General features: G+C 60.4%; 19 protein-coding genes. 9 read left to right on the top strand and 10 right to left on the bottom strand.

The features are described from left to right. Positions 1–379: 379 nt before the first annotated feature. On the top strand, positions 380–1,384 hold the full coding sequence (gene yejK / locus M5B98_RS26480) for a nucleoid-associated protein YejK (protein ID WP_007957356.1): 1,005 nt from the start codon (positions 380–382) through the stop codon (positions 1,382–1,384). Beyond that, a complete protein-coding gene (locus tag M5B98_RS26475; protein ID WP_085729721.1) occupies positions 1,384–1,734 on the top strand; it encodes a glutaredoxin family protein in 351 nt (116 codons plus the stop codon). The genes yejK and M5B98_RS26475 overlap by 1 nt, the downstream gene beginning before the upstream one ends. Positions 1,735–1,765: 31 nt before the next feature. On the opposite strand, the gene M5B98_RS26470 is transcribed toward M5B98_RS26475, so the two are convergent. The 5 genes from M5B98_RS26470 to M5B98_RS26450 form a co-directional block, all read right to left on the bottom strand. Next, positions 1,766–2,701, bottom strand: coding sequence for a glutathione S-transferase family protein (locus M5B98_RS26470; protein ID WP_248744444.1), 936 nt, complete (start codon positions 2,699–2,701; stop codon positions 1,766–1,768). A gap of 739 nt (positions 2,702–3,440) precedes the next feature. Beyond that, positions 3,441–3,743: a GIY-YIG nuclease family protein gene (locus M5B98_RS26465; RefSeq protein ID WP_248744443.1), complete on the bottom strand. Its 303-nt coding sequence runs from the start codon at positions 3,741–3,743 to the stop codon at positions 3,441–3,443. Between the two features lie 39 nt (positions 3,744–3,782). Continuing rightward, positions 3,783–4,256, bottom strand: a complete 474-nt coding sequence (locus M5B98_RS26460) for a nuclear transport factor 2 family protein (RefSeq protein WP_248744442.1) — start codon at positions 4,254–4,256, stop codon at positions 3,783–3,785. A gap of 100 nt (positions 4,257–4,356) precedes the next feature. Beyond that, entirely contained in the window at positions 4,357–5,661 is a 1,305-nt protein-coding gene (locus M5B98_RS26455) for a CynX/NimT family MFS transporter (RefSeq protein ID WP_248744441.1), read from the bottom strand. Further along, positions 5,651–6,310, bottom strand: a complete 660-nt coding sequence (locus M5B98_RS26450) for a FadR/GntR family transcriptional regulator (RefSeq protein WP_085711680.1) — start codon at positions 6,308–6,310, stop codon at positions 5,651–5,653. Before M5B98_RS26450 ends, M5B98_RS26455 begins: the two co-directional genes overlap by 11 nt. 166 nt (positions 6,311–6,476) lie before the next feature. On the opposite strand from M5B98_RS26450, the gene M5B98_RS26445 reads away from it, so the two are divergent. After that, on the top strand, positions 6,477–6,788 hold the full coding sequence (locus M5B98_RS26445; RefSeq protein WP_248744440.1) for a type II toxin-antitoxin system MqsR family toxin: 312 nt from the start codon (positions 6,477–6,479) through the stop codon (positions 6,786–6,788). Further along, positions 6,785–7,270: a type II TA system antitoxin MqsA family protein gene (locus M5B98_RS26440; RefSeq protein WP_248744439.1), complete on the top strand. Its 486-nt coding sequence runs from the start codon at positions 6,785–6,787 to the stop codon at positions 7,268–7,270. The genes M5B98_RS26445 and M5B98_RS26440 overlap by 4 nt, the downstream gene beginning before the upstream one ends. Positions 7,271–7,322: 52 nt before the next feature. On the opposite strand, the gene M5B98_RS26435 is transcribed toward M5B98_RS26440, so the two are convergent. From M5B98_RS26435 to M5B98_RS26420, 4 genes are all read right to left on the bottom strand, one after another. Continuing rightward, the gene (locus M5B98_RS26435) at positions 7,323–8,087 is read right to left on the bottom strand and encodes an amino acid ABC transporter ATP-binding protein (protein ID WP_003221897.1); all 765 of its coding nucleotides are present in this window, start codon (positions 8,085–8,087) and stop codon (positions 7,323–7,325) included. 11 nt (positions 8,088–8,098) lie between these two features. Beyond that, entirely contained in the window at positions 8,099–9,196 is a 1,098-nt protein-coding gene (locus M5B98_RS26430; protein ID WP_096819186.1) for an amino acid ABC transporter permease, read from the bottom strand. A 10-nt stretch (positions 9,197–9,206) separates the two neighbouring features. After that, positions 9,207–10,388, bottom strand: a complete 1,182-nt coding sequence (locus tag M5B98_RS26425) for an amino acid ABC transporter permease (RefSeq protein ID WP_085711684.1) — start codon at positions 10,386–10,388, stop codon at positions 9,207–9,209. A gap of 65 nt (positions 10,389–10,453) precedes the next feature. Beyond that, positions 10,454–11,485 carry an amino acid ABC transporter substrate-binding protein gene (locus tag M5B98_RS26420; protein WP_085711685.1) on the bottom strand — a complete coding sequence of 344 codons (1,032 nt, stop codon included), beginning with the start codon at positions 11,483–11,485 and terminating at the stop codon, positions 10,454–10,456. A 467-nt stretch (positions 11,486–11,952) separates the two neighbouring features. On the opposite strand from M5B98_RS26420, the gene M5B98_RS26415 reads away from it, so the two are divergent. The 5 genes from M5B98_RS26415 (at position 11,953) to M5B98_RS26395 (ending at position 17,144) form a co-directional block, all read left to right on the top strand. After that, positions 11,953–12,609: an alpha/beta hydrolase gene (locus M5B98_RS26415; protein WP_085711686.1), complete on the top strand. Its 657-nt coding sequence runs from the start codon at positions 11,953–11,955 to the stop codon at positions 12,607–12,609. A 110-nt stretch (positions 12,610–12,719) separates the two neighbouring features. Then, positions 12,720–14,198 carry an ATP-dependent RNA helicase RhlB gene (gene rhlB, locus M5B98_RS26410; RefSeq protein WP_248744438.1) on the top strand — a complete coding sequence of 493 codons (1,479 nt, stop codon included), beginning with the start codon at positions 12,720–12,722 and terminating at the stop codon, positions 14,196–14,198. A gap of 124 nt (positions 14,199–14,322) precedes the next feature. Beyond that, the gene (locus tag M5B98_RS26405) at positions 14,323–15,267 is read left to right on the top strand and encodes an ornithine cyclodeaminase family protein (protein WP_248744437.1); all 945 of its coding nucleotides are present in this window, start codon (positions 14,323–14,325) and stop codon (positions 15,265–15,267) included. A gap of 14 nt (positions 15,268–15,281) precedes the next feature. After that, positions 15,282–16,409: an NAD(P)/FAD-dependent oxidoreductase gene (locus M5B98_RS26400; protein WP_248744436.1), complete on the top strand. Its 1,128-nt coding sequence runs from the start codon at positions 15,282–15,284 to the stop codon at positions 16,407–16,409. Positions 16,410–16,502: 93 nt separating this feature from the next. Further along, entirely contained in the window at positions 16,503–17,144 is a 642-nt protein-coding gene (locus M5B98_RS26395; protein WP_085711690.1) for a transcriptional regulator, read from the top strand. Positions 17,145–17,258: 114 nt separating this feature from the next. Here M5B98_RS26395 and M5B98_RS26390 read toward each other — a convergent pair whose 3' ends face one another. Continuing rightward, the gene (locus M5B98_RS26390) at positions 17,259–18,035 is read right to left on the bottom strand and encodes an ABC transporter substrate-binding protein (RefSeq protein WP_085711691.1); all 777 of its coding nucleotides are present in this window, start codon (positions 18,033–18,035) and stop codon (positions 17,259–17,261) included. Positions 18,036–18,051 lie beyond the last annotated feature (16 nt).

Genomic DNA, 18,051 nt, shown 5'->3' with positions numbered 1-18,051 from the left:
TCAAATTCATATGGATTGCAGAGTGCAGTGTCAGCCATCGAGCCCGCTCTTCTGGATCTGGCACCCTCGGCGATAACCACGACGAGTCGGGGTTATAGATGCCGAAATCAGGGTTTGGTTCGACCTGACAAATGCTGAATGCACGCTTAACGCAGTGACTACGCGTAAGACCGGGCAAAACTAGCACAGAGACAAGGAAATATCCGCCTCTAGCTAGCCAAATGGTCAGGTTTATTGCGCTAAATCGGTAAATAAATGCATAAGCGCCAGCCCATGACCCCGAATTGCCCTTCAACCCGCGCCAAAACCAGTGGTTGCGGTACACTGAGCGCTTTTTCGGGGGAGCCCGCCCTCCTCCCTTTCACTTGCCGAGAAGCCCATGCCGATCCGTCATTGCATCGTCCACCTGATCGACAAAAAACCCGATGGCACGCCCGCAGTCCTGCACGCCCGTGACTCCGAACTGGCGGAGTCCGCCGCCATCGAGAACATGCTCGCCGACCTCAACGAGAGCTATAACGCCAAACAGGGCAAAGCCTGGGGCTTGTTCCATCCGGAGTCCGGTGCATTCCCGTTCAGCGGCTGGCTGAAGGAATACATGGAAGGTGGCAAGGACTTCACCGCGTTCAGCAAAGTCGCAGTCGAGCACCTGCAAAAGCTGATGGAAGAGTCGAACCTGTCGGTGGGCGGCCACGTGCTGTTCGCCCACTACCAGCAAGGCATGACCGATTACCTGGCCATCGCCCTGCTGCACCACAGCGAAGGCGTGGCGGTGACCGATCAACTAGACGTGACGCCTTCGCGCCACCTCGACCTCGGCCAGTTGCACCTGGCGGCGCGGATCAACGTCTCCGAGTGGCAGAACAACAAGCAGTCCAAGCAGTACATCTCGTTCATCAAGGGCAAGAACGGCAAGAAGGTCTCGGAATACTTCCGCGACTTCATCGGTTGCCAGGAAGGCGTCGACGGCCCGGGCGAGACCCGCACGCTGCTCAAGGCCTTCAGCGACTTCGTCGAGAGCGAAGACCTGCCGGAAGATTCCGCCCGCGAGAAGACCAAGACCCTGGTCGACTACGCCAGCAGCCAGGCCAAGCTCGGCGAGCCAATGGGCCTGGAAGAACTCTCGGAGCTGATCGACGAAGAACGCCCGAAGGCCTTCTACGATCACATCCGCAACAAGGATTACGGCCTGTCGCCGGAAATTCCGGCGGACAAACGCACACTCAACCAGTTCCGTCGTTTCACCGGCCGCGCCGAAGGCCTGTCGATAAGCTTCGAAGCGCACCTGCTGGGCTCGAAGATCGAATACGACGAAGAAGCCGGCACTCTGGTCATCAAAGGCCTGCCAACTTCGCTCACCGATCAGTTGAAGCGTCGCAACTGATGCTTGGCAATGTGCTGAAAAAGGTTGCGCTGGTTCTGCTGGTGGTCGTGGTCTATCAGAACTGGGGCAAGATCGAGCGGGTGTTCAACCCGTCGCAGATGGCCTCCGAGCAGGTCCGCGCCAACGCCAAAGTGGTGCTGTACACCACGGACTGGTGCGGTTACTGCAAGCAAACCAAGCGTTTTCTCGATCAGAAAGGCATTCCGTTCAAGGAATTCGACATCGAGAAGGACGCCGAGGCGCGCAAGGCGTACGAAGCGCTGGGCGGGCGCGGAATCCCGCTGATCGACGTCAATGGCACGTTGATTCGCGGATTTGATCCGGACGACATTCTCGCCGCACTGAAATGAACGAGGGAGCCAATCGGCTCCCTCGTTTGTTTCAGCGTTTCTCGATCCGGAAACCGAACCGCGGAAAGTGCACATGCACCACGCCACCGCGTTCGTCTTCACGGCGCAGGATCAATTCTTCACGACCGGTAAATACCAGCTCGCCGGCAACCGGATCAACACCGTAGTCAGTGGCCGCAATCACGACTTGCTGGCCCGCTGCAAACCCGTTCGGATCGACAAACTGCTCGTCAGGCAAAGTCGCCGGCGTCGAACTGCGCGCAACTTCCAGTGCCTCTTCTGAAGTCATTGCACTAGCCGCACCATGGCCGAAGCCCAGCACTCGCCCAAGCCACGCCGCCACCGCCGGATAGTCATCCACCAGCGGCGCCGTTACATGCGTAGCCTTGAGGAACCACAGCGGATGCGCCATGGCGAAGTCGGCTATCGACGGCTCACCGAACAGGAAGTCACCTTCCTCGCGCTGCAACTGCTGCTCCAGACGCGTCATGATGGTTGGCCAATTGTGCTTGGCTTGCTCGGCCGAAATTTTGGTCGCGCTGCCACCACTGAACAGTCCGGCACGATCGGCGAGGAAGGCCTTGATTGCTTCCGGCGGCAATTTGCCGAAACGCACCGCTACCGATTCCGGCTGGAACACCAGGCTCACTGCGTGCTGGAACACCACAGAATCAGCCCAGGCAGCGAAACTGGCGGCGATCATTTCCTGACCTTCCGGGAAGAACGAAGGCTGGGCCTTTTCCTGCTCGAGGCGGCGGGCGATCAGCGCGGTGTCGCAATAGATATCGGCGCCAATCTGCAGCACCGGGGTCTTGCGGTAACCGCCGGTCAGAGCGGTCAGATCAGGCTTGGGCATCACCGGCGAGATGTGCACCGAACGCCAGGACAAGCCCTTGAAACCCAACAGCAAGCGGGCCTTTTCGGCGAATGGAGAGGTCGGGTAATGATGCAGAATCAACTCGGACATGCTCGGCTCCGCCGCACAGAAAGTGAACCAGCAGCTTAGCGCGCAATTCGTTCGCAGCCTACGGATCCGGCTGATGGGAACTGATCAGTCAGGTTGATAAGGCACTCGAAAGTTCTCGAAAAAAACCGCCTCAGCCGAAGCCAAGACGGTTTTCCCACATCAATGACCTTACATCAGGTTATCGAAGTGATCTCGCAGGAACTCGTAAAAGCGAAACGCTTTGAACGACCTCCATACGAGGCTCAGAGTACGCAGCAAAAGCTTCATACGTTTTGGCCTCCGGTTGGGGGCCAAACCTCCAGCGTGCTTACCGGACCACGTACGCCTTCGGAAGACACGTCAATATCTCCTGTGAGGCGGCCGGTTGTGATACCCCCTGAAAAATCATTCCGGCACGGGAGCAACTCCGTGTCAGAGGGCATGAAACCGTTACGCCGATCGGCCAGACCTCAATGGTTGCACTGCCATGTGAGCGGACGGATCGTAACCGGGTTTCTGACCCTTCGCTTAAACAAATAAACTCAAAATTGAGTTTATTTGGTAGGCGTGCCTTCAGGCTTGCTCAGTGACGCAAAGAGGAATACTCTCCGCCTACGTCAATGTCTCCTGTGAGATCAGTAAACCCGGCCGCAAACCGAGGTTTACAGAAAAACCGCCCCGCAAAGGCGGTTTTTTTTCGCCTGTCGTTTGCCTGAAAGCGCCGCTTCGATGTGCAGGGGTTTCTACCGTTCGCACCTGATCAGTCCGGCCGATAAGACGCCACCAGACATTCCTTCGCACTCTTCCTGAGTTTCTTGATCAACCGCTCCTGACGTAACGCATCACCCTTGTCGCGGCACAGCTCGGTATAGACCAGCGCCATTGCCGGGCTCGAGAGAAAGAATCGCGCGCCCTTGCCGCTCTGATGCTTGGCGAAACGGCGCACGGGATCATCGCTGATCCCGCAGTACAGCGAACCGTTGGCGGCGCGAACGAGGTAGACGAACCAGGACTTGCTCACTGGAACGTCGGCTTCGGGAGGATTTTCGCTGAGGCTGGTCACGGGACAATTCAGGCGTGAGGAAAACAGGCGGCGATCTTATCAGCGACTCGCCTGAAATGCCTTCAGCCCTTTCAGTGCCTGGGCGCGCACCGCGTTGCGCACCAGCGGCGTCCAGCCCAGCAGCAGCCCCTTGAAGCCCAGCGCCTGACGGGACCAGCGCCACAGGTCGAAGTGGTCGTGGTGCTCACAGATCCTGCCGTCGCGGAAGACGAAGCGTGCCTGGATGTCGTTGATCACGACGTTGCCGGTCTGGCTGAACAGGTAGGTCGCCACCCAGTGGGCGCCGCCGCTGCGCTCGTCGGCGCGGACGTTGTCGAAGGTCAGGGAGAAGTCCTTGGCCCGGGTGGTGAGCATGCGCCACATGTCGCCGGCATCGCGGCCGCGCAGCTCGCCGAAGGCCGGGTCGCTGAACACCACGTCGTCGGTGTAGCAGGCGGCCATGGCCTCGGCGTCGAGGCGCTGGAAAGCCTGGTAGAAACGGGTGATCAAGGCGCTGTTGGCTTCTTCGCTCATGGGCAATCTCCAGGAAATGTACAGATTGCCAGCACGATAATCCGCAAACGCCCGAAACACTATCGGCATTCGCATTCCGAATACCGACAGTGTGTGCGCGTCAGACCTTTTCGCTTTCGACCTGCACGTACAACGCACGCCCGGCACCGAGGCCGGCAAGGATCGCACCCGCACCGAGGATGCCGAAGATCCAGCCCACGGCGTTCCAGCCGCCGGTCCAGTCGTGCACCACGCCGACCGCGAACGGACCCATGGACGCGAGGGTGTAGCCGAAGCCCTGGGACATGCTCGACAGGTTCGCCGCGACATGGGAGTCCCGCGAGCGCAACACGATCAGGGTCAGCGCCAGGCTGAACGTACCGCCCTGCCCCAGGCCCAGCAGGATCGCCCAGCCCCACAAACCTTCGATCGGCGCATAGAGGCAACCGAACAGGCCGCCGAGGGTCAGCGCCATTACCACCACGATCGCCAGTCGCTGATCCTTGCCGCGTGTGGCCAGCCACGGCGCCGCCAGCGAACTGGCGAGCTGGATGATCACCGAACCGGACAGCACCAGACCGGCCTGGGTCGGCGTCAGCCCGCGACCGATGAGGATCGACGGCAACCAGCCGAATACGATGTAGGCCAGCGACGATTGCAGGCCCATGTACAAGGTCACCTGCCAGGCCAGCGGATCACGCAGCAAGCCGCGCACCCGGTAGGCGACATTGTGTGCACCATGCTTCTGGCCGATTTGTGGCAGCCAGAACACCGCAGCAACCAGCGCCGGAATCACCCAGAAGCCGAGACCCATGGCCCAGCTGTGGTCGAAGTGTTCGCTCAACGGCACGGTCGAACCCGCCGCCATTGCCGCCCCCAGGCACAGGGCCATGGTGTAGACACCGGTCATGGTGCCGGCATGCCTGGCGAAGTCACGCTTGACGATGCCCGGCAGCAGCACGCCGATGATGCCGATACTCGCGCCCCCCAAGACACTGCCGGCAAACAGACCGATTTCGCCAAAGTTGCTGCGCAGGATGATGCCGCCGGCCAGTGTCAAAAGAATCCCCAGCACCACCCGCTCGGCACCGAAACGCCGCGCCAGAACCGGAGCCAACGGGGCGAACAGGCCGAGACACAGCACCGGCAACGTCGTCAGCAACCCCGCTTGCGCAGCAGTCAGACCAAGACTTTTCGACACCTCACTGAGCAGCGGCGCCATGCTCGACAGCGCCGGGCGCAGGTTCAACGCCACCAGAATCAGCCCCAGCAGCAACAGCCACGGGCGCCGCACCAGCGGATGACTTTGCTGCACCTGCTCATCGTCAGCCTCGGCATCGATCAGCAGCTCCTCCAGTTCGGCGGTGCGCTTGGGGGCGTTGGCGGTTTCAGGGCGGGACATGGTTTTCTCGGTTTCAGGGTTCATTGATCAGTTGCCTCGACAGGGCCTTGGCCCGTTCCGGGTCACGCTGTTCGACGGCTTCGAACAGGGCGATGTGCAAATCGAAGACTTCCTGTCGACGAGGGACGATGTTCAGGGTCTGGCGCAATTGCGCGCCGACGATGCTGGAAAAGTAGCGATACAGCTCGCTGAGTGTCGGGTTATGCGCGGCGTCCACCAGACGGCGGTGAAACACCAGGTCACAGGCGATGTAGCTGTCGAGGTCACCGTGATAGTGGCTGCCGGCAACGCCAAGCGCCTCGCGCAGGCCCGCCAGATCCTCATCGGTGCGGCGCAACGCCGCCAGGCCGATGGCCTCGACTTCAAGGATGTGCCGGGTTTCCCGGGCCTGATCCAGTGAGCATTTGGACAGCGCCTTGAGCGTGTCCATCGGATCGACCACCGCCCGCAGGTAACTGCCGTCACCCTGGCGGATCTCGATCAACCCGGAGAACGCCAGCACCCGCATCGCCTCGCGCACGGTGTTACGGCTGATACCGAGTTCGGCGCACAGCTCGGGTTCGGTCGGCAGACGCTGACCGACCTGCCAGGTGCCGTCGGTAATGCGCTGGCGCAATTGATCCAGGGCCTGGTCGACCAGGGATCGCTTAATGAGTGGAGAAATGTCTGACATAGGATTCGCCCTTTCATCCAATCATGGGATGAATTTTCTGACATGTTAGTCAGCTCCGTGTAGGACGGCAACCACCTAGGTTGATTAGGAGGCAAATGAAGCGGGATTTTCGATTGGTCAAAATTACCCTTTAAGGGTAATTTCAGGGACAGGGTTTTGGTTTCTTATGGAAAAGAACACACCCCATTACGACTTGGCGGTGATCAAGGCGGATGTCAGGCGACTCGGTTGGAGGGCATTCACGCACACGGCGAGAAAGACGGGGACTGCACTCGAACTGAGTCTCGCAGAAATGCAGGAAATCGTTCTCAAACTGCAGCGCGGCATGTTGTACAAATCGATGACGACTTATGACGACCATCGTATTTGGCAGGACGTCTATCACATCCAATCACATGGTTTGGAGATTTACATCAAGGTGTCATATCACTACGACAGGCGCCCACCCGTGATCTCCTTCAAGGAGAACAATTCATGAACACGCAGCAGTGTTTCAGTTGCGGCGCCCCGGAAGGCATGGTGCATTTCAAAGGTCGAGGCGAAACCTTGAGCGCCAAGGGAATGGAGCGTCGCATCGACGACTTGTCGGGCTGGGAGTGCCAGAAGTGCGGCGAGGTCGAATTGGATGACGAGTGCGGGCAGCGCTATTCGGATGCATGCGATGAACTCGTTCTCGCCTGTAGAAAAATGGTAGGTAACGAAATGAAAAGGATCCGCCGCAAACTGCATCTGACGCAAAAGGAAACGGTGCAATTGCTTTCAGGGGGCGGGCACAACGCATTTTCACGATACGAACGCGGCGAGGTACTTCCGCCGAAAGCATTGATGCTACTCATGCGTCTGCTGGATCGCTATCCACACTTGCTTGCCGATGCGAGAAACCTGGCCGAAGGGGCTGATTTGAGAGGGGCTTTCAAGTTCACCGAGCACAAAGAACAAGAAGCTCTCACCGCCTCCTGACCCACAAAAAACAAACCCGGCACAAGGCCGGGTTGGTTTTATGCATCAGATATCAATGCAGAATCTGACTCAGGAACAGCTTGGTCCGATCATTCTGCGGATTGTCGAAGAAGTCGTTCGGTGCTGCCTGCTCGACGATTTCGCCTTTGTCCATGAAGATCACGCGGTTGGCCACGGTGCGGGCGAAGCCCATTTCGTGGGTTACGCAGAGCATGGTCATGCCGTCTTCGGCCAGGCCGATCATGGTGTCGAGAACCTCTTTCACCATCTCCGGGTCGAGTGCCGAGGTCGGTTCGTCGAACAGCATGATTTTCGGCTTCATGCACAGCGCACGGGCAATCGCCACACGCTGCTGCTGACCGCCGGACAGTTGCCCCGGAAACTTGTGCGCCTGCTCCGGAATGCGTACGCGCTCCAGATAGTGCATGGCGATTTCCTCGGCCTTGCGCTTGGGCATCTTGCGCACCCACATCGGCGCCAACGTGCAGTTCTGCAGAATGGTCAGGTGCGGGAACAGGTTGAAGTGCTGGAACACCATGCCGACTTCACGACGGATCGCTTCGATCTGCTTGAGGTCGTTGGTCAGCTCCACGCCATCGACCACGATGCGGCCCTGCTGGTGCTCTTCCAGACGATTCAGGCAGCGAATGGTGGTGGACTTGCCGGAACCCGACGGGCCGCACAGCACGATACGCTCGCCCTGCTTGACGTTGAGGTTGATGTCTTTCAGCACGTGGAACTGGCCGTACCACTTGTTCACGCCCTGCATCTGAATGATGCCTTCAGGGCCCACTGGCTTTTTGATTGCTTCGCTCATCGAAAAAACTCCTAACGCTTGTGGCCAGTGTCGAGCTTGCGTTCCAGATGCATGGAATAGCGCGACATGCCAAAACAGAAAATCCAGAACACCAGGGCGGCGAACACGTAGCCTTCGGTGGCCATGCCCAGCCATTTCGGATCGGCAGCGGCTTGCTTGACGCTGTTGAGCAGGTCAAAGAGACCGATGATGATCACCAGGCTGGTGTCCTTGAACAGCGCGATGAAGGTGTTGACGATGCCGGGAATCACCAGCTTCAGGGCTTGCGGCAGAATCACCAGGCCCATGGCGCGCCAGTAACCGAGGCCCATCGCGGCCGCGGCTTCGTACTGGCCTTTGGGGATCGCTTGCAGACCGCCACGCACCACTTCGGCAACGTAGGCCGACTGGAACAGGATCACGCCGATCAGTGCCCGCAGCAGCTTGTCGAAGTTCATGCCTTCGGGCAGGAACAGCGGCAGCATCACCGATGACATGAACAGCACGGTGATCAGCGGCACGCCGCGCCAGAACTCGATGAACGTCACGCAGACCACACGAATGGCCGGCATGTTCGAACGGCGTCCCAGGGCCAGCATGATCCCCAGCGGCAGCGCGCCGGCGATACCGACGGTAGCGATCACCAGAGTCAGCATCAGACCGCCCCACTGGCTGGTGGCAACGGCGCTCAGGCCGAACACGCCGCCATGCAGCAGGCACCAGGCAACGATCGGATACACCACCAGGAAGCTCAGCCCGTATACCGCTTTACGCGGCACGCGCTTGATAAACAACGGTGCCACACCGATGACCGCCAGCCACACGGTCAGGTCCACGCGCCAGCGCAGGTCCGCCGGGTAGTAGCCGTACATGAACTGGCCGAAACGCTGCTCGATGAACACCCAGCAGGCGCCTGCCTTGGTGCAGTCGGCGCGAGTGGTGCCAACCCAGTTGGCATCGAAGATCGCCCAGCTGAGCAACGGCGGAATCACCAGGTAGATCAGGTAGAACGCAAACAGGGTCAGCAGGGTGTTGAGCCAGCTGGAGAACATATTCGCGCGGATCCACGCCATCGGGCCGAAGACCTTGGCCGGCGGTGGCATGTCGGGTTTGAAAGTATGAGTACTCATGCGCTATTCCTTACCGCTCGATCAGCGCAATGCGCTTGTTGTACCAGTTCATCAGCAGGGAAATGCTGATACTGATCGCCAGGTACACGCTCATGGTGATGGCAATGACTTCGATCGCCTGGCCGGTCTGGTTCAGCACGGTGCCGGCGAACAGAGAAACCATTTCCGGGTAACCGATACCGGCCGCCAGCGAAGAGTTCTTCGCCAGGTTCAGGTATTGGCTGGTCAGCGGCGGAATGATCACGCGCAGCGCTTGCGGAATGATCACCTTGCGCAGGGTCGGGCCGTTGCGCAGGCCGAGGGAACGGGCCGCTTCGGTCTGGCCGTGGCTGACCGACTTGATCCCCGAACGCACGATCTCGGCGATGAACGCCGCGGTGTACACGGTCAGGGCCAGGGTCAGGGCCAGCAGTTCCGGGATCAGCACCCAGCCGCCGACGAAGTTGAAGCCTTGCAGCTTCGGCATTTCCCAATGCAGCGGAGCGCCGAAGATCAGCGCGCACAGTGTCGGGATCACCAGGAACATCGCCAGGCCGACCCAGAACTTGTGGAACGGCTCGCCGGTTTCCTCGAAACGTTTGGTGGCCCAACGGCTCATCAGCACGATGGCGACAATAGCCACCACGACACTGATCACAAACGCCCAGAAGCCGTCGGCCATCTGCGCGGCCGGCATGTTCAGGCCACGGCTGCTGACGAAGAAGGTGTCGCCGAAGTTGTGACTGTTGCGCGGCCCCGGCATGGTCAGGAACACCGCGAAATACCAGAACAGGATTTGCAGCAGCGGCGGAATGTTGCGAAAGACTTCCACATACACGGTCGCCAGTTTGCTGATGATCCAGTTCGGCGACAGCCGCGCCACACCGATGATGAAGCCCAGCAAAGTCGCCAGGATCACGCCGATGAAGGTCACCAGCAAGGTGTTGAGCAGGCCGATCACGAACACGCGGGCATAGCTGTCCGCTTCGGTGTAGGAGATCAGGTGTTGAGCGATGCCGAACCCGGCACTGCGCTCCAGAAAGCTGAACCCGGACGTGATGCCCCGGTGCTGCAGGTTGGTCTGGGTGTTGTCGAACAGATACCAGCCCATGGCGACCACCGCCACGACGGTGATGATCTGGAATAGCCACGCACGCACACGCGGATCGCTGAGGCTGAACCTCTGCTTTGGTGCGCCGATTGAATTTTGCATGAAGTGCCCCGCAAGAAATGGAACAGAACATCACCCGGCGGTTGGCCCGCCGGGTGATAGAACCATTAGCGCACTGGTGGTGCGTACTGAATGCCGCCGTTGTTCCACAGCGCGTTCAGGCCACGGTCGATTTCCAGCGGAGTGCTCTTGCCGAGGTTTTTCTCGAAGATTTCGCCGTAGTTACCCACCTGGGAAACGATTTTCACCACCCAGTCCTTCGGCAGTTTCAGGTCCTTGCCGTACTCGCCGTCGCCACCCAGCAGACGGGCAACGTCCGGGTTCTTGGTGGACTTGGCTTCTTCGAGTACGTTTTTCGAAGTGATGCCGGCTTCTTCAGCGTTGAGCAGCGCGTAGCCGACCCAGCGCACGATGGCCAGCCACTCGTCGTCGCCGTTACGCACGACCGGGCCCAGCGGTTCCTTGGAAATGGTTTCCGGCAGAACCACGTAATCCTTCGGCGAAGCCAGCTTGCTGCGCTGGGCAAACAGCTGGGATTTGTCGGAGGTCAGCACGTCGCAACGACCGGATTCCAGCGACTTGGCGCTTTCATCGGAGGTGTCGAAAGTGATCGGGGTGTACTTCAGGCCGTTGGCGCGGAAGTAGTCGGAGACGTTCAGCTCGGTGGTGGTACCGGCCTGAATGCAGATGGTCGCGCCGTCGAGTTCCTTGGCACTTTTCACGCCCAGCTTGTTGTTGGCCAGGAAGCCCACGCCGTCGTAGTAAGTGATGAAGCCAGGGAATTTCAGGCCCATGCCCGCGTCACGGGAGCTGGTCATGGTGGTGTTGCGCGACAGGATGTCGATCTCGCCGGACTGCAGCGCGGTGAAGCGCTCCTTGGCGTTCAACTGACTGAACTTGACCTTGGTCGCATCGCCGAACACGGCAGCGGCCACGGCACGGCAGACGTCGGCGTCGATGCCGAGGATCTTGCCGGTCGAATCCGGTACAGAGAAGCCTGGCAGACCGTCGCTCACGCCACACTGCACGAAACCTTTCTTCTGTACCGCATCCAGGGTTGCACCCGCCTGAGCGAACCCGCTGACACCCAGTACTGCAGCAGCAGTCACGATCGCCAGCGTGGATTTCAACATCTTCATTCAAACCTCCAGTTTTGCTCTTGTTGTGTCGGAGCTTGAGTCCAGTCGCACCCTTTTGAGGCGTTGTTGACCCGTGTTGGCTTTTTATGGGGTCAACCGACGCAGGACCTTCGCTATGAGTCTAGTAGGAGAAAATCCACATCATGGACAACTCACTTCTCACCAGTCGGCCGAACGGGCGGTAGCCCTTTCACGTTCGCGAAGCCCGTTGCGGCCATTGGCGAACATCCATCACCGGATTCTTTGCTATCCCGTCGCCGGGCGTTCACTGATAGTGTTACCGCCAGGCGCGAGATCGATTGCACGACTACCTCATAGCAAAGCCCGTACCACACCGCTCGCTGAAGCGATTGAGCGACAGGTCAATAGCAAAACTTGTAGCCTTGCGACATCTTCTTAACGGATCAACCGGGCGCGCACCCCAATCACGCACTTAATGAGAGCGCCCGCACATTTTTGGAGCAGCCATGACCGAGCCCCTGATTCTTCAGCCTGTTAAGGCAGCCGACGCCTGCGTGATCTGGCTGCACGGCCTCGGCGCCGACCGCTATGACTTCCTGCCGGTGGCCGAGGCCTTGCAGGAAAGCCTGCTGAGCACCCGCTTCGTCCTGCCTCAGGCGCCGACCCGCCCGGTGACCATAAATGGCGGATATGCCATGCCGAGCTGGTACGACATCAAGGCCATGAGCCCGGCCCGGGCCATCGATCGCGATGAGCTGGAAGCGTCCGCCGATCACGTCATCGAATTGATCGAACAACAGCGCGCCAGCGGAATAGACGCTTCGCGGATTTTCCTCGCCGGTTTTTCCCAGGGCGGCGCCGTGGTCTACCACACCGCTTTTCTGAAATGGCAGGGACCGCTGGGCGGCGTGCTGGCGTTGTCGACCTACGCGCCGACCTTCAGTGACGAACTGGAGCTGTCCGCCAGCCAGCAACGGATTCCGGCGCTGGCGCTGCACGGCCAGTTCGACAACGTGGTGCAGAACTCCATGGGCCGCACGGCGTATGAGTATCTGAAGGCCCATGGTGTCACCGTGACATGGCAGGAATACCCAATGGAGCACGAAGTGTTACCCGAAGAAATTCGCGACATCGGCGTATGGCTGAGCGAACGCCTGCGCTGATCGTCCGGGGCTCGATTTTCCGGTGGTCGGGCCCCTTTGATCATCCCACTACGCCGCGCCCGTTTCTTGCATTACACTGGCCGGCGTACATTCCTTAACCAATTGATGAGATGACCGTGCTCAAAGCACTCAAGAAGATGTTCGGTAAAAGCGAGGCTGAGCAGCTCGCGCCCGCTCCCAGTGCGCCGTCGCACGCCCCCGGCCATCGCAGCGATGGCAAACAGGCCGACCGCCAGGCTCCCGTAGCCACACCGAAACGCGAACCGAAAACCGAGCCTGTCGCCGCACCGGTCACTGAACCGGCCCGCAGCGAAGCACCCAAACCGGCCAAGCCACGCCGCGAACCGAAGCCCAAGGCGCCGGTCATTCCATGGAAACTCGAAGATTTCGTCGTCGAGCCACAGGAAGGCAAGACCCGTTTCCACGATTTCAAACTCGCCCCGGAACTGATGCACGCCATCCACGACCTGGGTTTCCCGTATTGCACGCCGATCCAGGCCCAGGTGCTGGGTTTCACCCTCGCCGGCAAAGACGCCATCGGCCGCGCCCAGACCGGTACCGGCAAGACCGCCGCGTTCCTGATCTCGATCATCACCCAGCTGTTGCAGACCCCGCCGCCGAAAGAGCGCTACATGGGCGAGCCACGGGCGCTGATCATCGCGCCGACCCGTGAACTGGTGGTGCAGATCGCCAAGGACGCCGCCGACCTGACCAAGTACACCGGCCTCAACGTCATGACGTTCGTCGGCGGCATGGACTTCGACAAGCAGCTCAAGCACCTCGAAGCCCGCCACTGCGACATCCTCGTCGCGACCCCGGGCCGTCTGCTCGACTTCAATCAGCGCGGCGACGTGCATCTGGACATGGTCGAAGTGATGGTGCTGGACGAAGCCGACCGCATGCTCGACATGGGCTTCATCCCGCAAGTGCGTCAGATCATTCGCCAGACCCCGCCGAAAAGCGAACGCCAGACCCTGCTGTTCTCCGCGACCTTCACCGATGACGTGATGAACCTCGCCAAGCAGTGGACCACCGACCCTGCGATCGTCGAAATCGAGGTCACCAACGTGGCCAACGAAAACGTCGAACAGCACATCTACGCGGTGGCCGGTGCCGACAAATACAAACTGCTCTTCAACCTGGTGAACGACAACGGCTGGGAGCGGGTCATCGTATTCGCCAACCGCAAGGACGAAGTGCGGCGCATCGAAGAACGTCTGGTGCGCGACGGCATCAACGCCGCACAACTGTCCGGCGACGTGCCGCAGCACAAACGGATCAAGACGCTTGAAGGCTTCCGCGAAGGCAGGATCCGCGTGCTGGTTGCCACTGACGTGGCCGGTCGCGGCATCCACATCGACGGCATCAGCCATGTGATCAACTTCACCCTGCCGGAAGTCCCGGACGACTACGTGCACCGCATCGGCCGTACCGGTCGCGCCGGCGCCGATGGCGTTTCGATCAGCTTCGCCGGCGAAGACGACTCCTATCAGTTGCCGTCCATCGAAGAAAAACTCGGTCGCAAGATCAGCTGTGAAACCCCGCCGACCCATCTGCTGCGGGCAGTTGAGCGCAAGCGTCCACAGTAAGCGACGCCATAAAGAGAAGCGCAGCCGGCAACGGACTGCGCTTTTTTTTCGCCCGGATATTGTTCAATAAAACTAAAAGTCCATAATGGACAAATTAGTTTAAAAACAGTCTTCGGAGTCCGACATGTCCAGCACGCCGTACGTGATTGATCAAACCCAGGCCCGCGAGCTGTTGGCCCGGATCGATGTGCCGCAGATCCTGCGCAAGCTGTTCCGCGATCTGGCGGCCGGGCATGCGGTGCAACCGGCACAGCAACTGGTGGAATTTCCCCAGGGCGCCGGGGACTTCATCAACTATCTGGGCGTGCTGGCCGAAGACGGCGTGTACGGGGTCAAGACTTCGCCCTACATCGTTCGCGAGCAAGGCCCGCTGGTGACAGCGTGGACGCTGCTGATGTCGATGCAGACCGGCCAGCCGCTGCTGCTCTGCGATGCCGGCGAACTGACCACCGCACGCACGGCTGCAACCACAGCGGTCGCGGTCGATGCCCTGGCCCCTTCGAACGCAAAACGCCTGGCAATCATCGGCAGCGGCAAGGTCGCCCAGGCGCATCTGCATTACGCCAGGAATCTGCGCGACTGGCAGAGCATCAACGTGTACTCGCCCTCCTTGAGCGAAGACGGGGCAACCGCCAGCCTGCTGCAAGCCCTCGATCCGCGCATGCAAATCACCGACAGCCGCGAAACCGCCATTGCCGACGCAGACGTGATCATGCTCTGCACCTCCTCCGCAGGACCTGTGATCGACCCGGCAACCCTGAGCAAACCGGCACTGATCACCTCGATCAGCACCAACGCACCACGCGCCCACGAAGTACCGCCACAGAGCCTCAACGACATGCAGGTGTTCTGCGACTATCGTCTGACCACGCCGGGTTCCGCCGGTGAAATGCTGATCGCCAGCGAACAGCATGGCTGGGACAACCGCGCGATCCTCGGTGACCTCGCGGACCTGCTCAGCGAAAAAGTGCAGCGTCCGGATTACGACCGTCACGTGTTCTTCCGCTCCATCGGCCTGGGCCTGGAAGACATCGCCCTGGCCAACGCCGTCTATCAATTGCAGCGCTGACACCGGAGATTTTCATGAGTCATGCAGATTTCATCATCATCGGCGGCGGGATTGCCGGCGCCTCCACCGGTTTCTGGCTGTCGCAGCACGGCAAGGTCGTAGTGCTGGAGCGTGAATCGCACCCGGCCTATCACTCCACCGGGCGATCGGCTGCGCTGTTCACCGCTGCTTATGGCACTCCGCAGGTTCGGGCGCTGACCCAGGCCAGCCGGGCGTTTTTCGATCACCCGCCCAGTGGTTTCTGCGAACATCCGCTGCTGACCCCGCGCGGTGAAATGACCGTGGATTTCACCGATGACGCCGCCGAACTGAACAATCAATACCTGAGCGCCAAAGCCACGGTGCCGGAGATGCAACTGCTCAGCGCGGAAGAAGCCTGCGTGCGGTTGCCGATCCTGCGTCGGGAAAAGGTCCACGGCGCGATCTACGACCCGACCGCCAGCGACATCGACACCGATGCGCTGCACCAAGGCTATCTGCGCGGCATCCGTCGCAACAACGGGCAAGTCCTGACCGATTGCGAAGTGCTCGGGCTGGACCGTGATGCCGACGGCGTCTGGCAAGTGCAGACCAACGGCCAGACCTTCAGCGCGCCCATCGTGATCAACGCGGCAGGCGCCTGGGCCGACAAGATCGGCGCCCTCGCCGGTGCGCGGCCGCTGGGCCTGCAACCGAAACGCCGCGCCGCGTTCATCTTCGCCGGCCCCGAAGGCGTGGATATCCATCACTGGCCGATGCTGGTCAGCCTCGACGAATCGTTCTACATGAAGCCCGACGCCGGGATGTTCCTCGGCTCCCCGGCCAACGCCGACCCGGTCGAACCCCACGACGTGCAGCCGGAAGAACTGGACATCGCCATGGGCATCTACCAGATCGAAGAAGCGACGACCCTGACCATCCGCCGACCGACCCGCACCTGGGCCGGACTGCGTAGTTTCGTCGCCGATGGCGACTTGCTGTCCGGGTTCGATCCGCAGGTGCCGGGGCTGTTCTGGGTCGCGGCCCAAGGCGGTTACGGCATCCAGACCTCGCCGGCGATGGGCATGGCCAGCGCAGCGCTGGTACGCGGTGAATCGTTGCCTGAGCACCTCAAGCAGTTCGGCCTGACCGCCGCCATGCTCGCCCCTGCCCGCCTGTCCTGACCGCCCAGCCGGATGACTCGCCCAACGGATTGCGGCACACTCGCAACGCCCCCGGACCACGGGGGCGTTGACGTTGCCTGGAGCTCCACAGTTATGACCGCCCCCGAACAAACGCCCGAGCCGAATGACGCCGCGCTGGATAACTACCACGCCATCGCCGATGCCATCGCCACCCTGTTCTTTCCCCACGCCGAAGTGGTGCTGCATGACTTGCGCACACAGAAGGTCGACTACATCGCCAACAACCTGTCGAAACGGGTGATCGGTGATGAATCGTCGCTGGAAGACATGCTCAGCGACGACGTCAGCGAACGGAACATCGGCCCGTACGAAAAGCTCAACTGGGACGGCCAGAAGATTCGCAGCCTGAGCACCGTGCTGCGCGACAGCGAAGGGCGTCCGCTGGCGGTGCTGTGCATCAACCTGAATATTTCGCTGTTCGAGAACGCCAAGGCTGCGCTGGATCTGTTCCTCTCGCCGAGCAAGCTGATTCCGCAACCGGACTCGCTGTTTCGCGATGACTGGCAGGAGCGCATCAACACTTTCCTGCACGCGTGGCTACGGGAACGGCAACTGAGCCTGAATCTGCTGACCCGCGATCACAAACGCGAACTGGTGCTGGCGCTGCACGCCGAGGGAGCGTTCAAGGGCAAGAGCGCCTCGAACTACGTGGCCAATGTGCTGAACATGGGGCGGGCGACGGTGTACAAGCATTTGAAGGAATTGAAGGGCTGAGATCCGGCGGCGCTATTGGCTGGTCTGGCCCCCCACATTGGATGTCTGTGAACACAATATGTATGTTCGGTACAGACCCCTTGTGGGAGCCAGCCTGCTGGCGATGGCGGACTATCAGTCGCCGTAGATGTCGGACTTGAAGTACTTCTCGGAAATCTTCTGATACTCGCCACTGGCGCGAATGCCGTCGATGGCAGTGTTCAACTGGCTGACCAGTTCGGTGTTGCCCTTGCGCACCGCGATCCCGGCGCCCTCGCCCACGTATTTCGGATCCTTCAGCTCAGGCCCGACAAAGGCGTAACCCTTGCCGCGCGGCATCGACAGGAAATCGGTCAGCGGAATGGTGTCGGCAAAAATCGCGTCGAGACGGCCGGCCGCCAGGTCCATGTAGATTTCTTCGTTGTTGCCATAGCGCTTGACGTTGATGCCCTTGGGCTCGAACACCTCGGTGGCGTAGCGATCGGTAGTCGTCGCACGCTGCACGCCGACGGTCTTGCCCTTGAGGCTGGCGTACTGGTCATCGACGGTCGCGCCTTCCTTCATCACCAGCCGCGACGAGGTGAAATAGTACTTGTGGGTGAAGTCCACCGACTTCTTGCGGTCTTCGTTAATGGTCATGGACGACAGCGCCATGTCGATTTTCTTCACTTTCAGGGAAGGAATCAGACCGTCGAACTCGCCCTCGACCCACACGCACTTGACCTGCATCTGCGCGCACAGGGCATTGCCGATGTCGTAGTCGAAACCGACGATTTCACCCTGGTCGGTCTTTGAGGCGAAGGGCGGATACGCCGCTTCGATACCGATGCGCAGGGTTTTCTCGGCGGCAAACACGCTGCTGCACGCCAACAGGCTCAGCGCCAGACCGGTGATGAGGGGGAGTTTCTTCATGTTCGTTCTCTCGCGG

This window comes from Pseudomonas sp. MWU12-3088, from assembly GCF_023242405.1.
GTDB lineage: Bacteria > Pseudomonadota > Gammaproteobacteria > Pseudomonadales > Pseudomonadaceae > Aquipseudomonas > Aquipseudomonas kribbensis.
The sequence above is the reverse complement of the archived record's forward strand: the minus strand, read 5'-3'. Positions and strand labels throughout refer to the sequence as shown.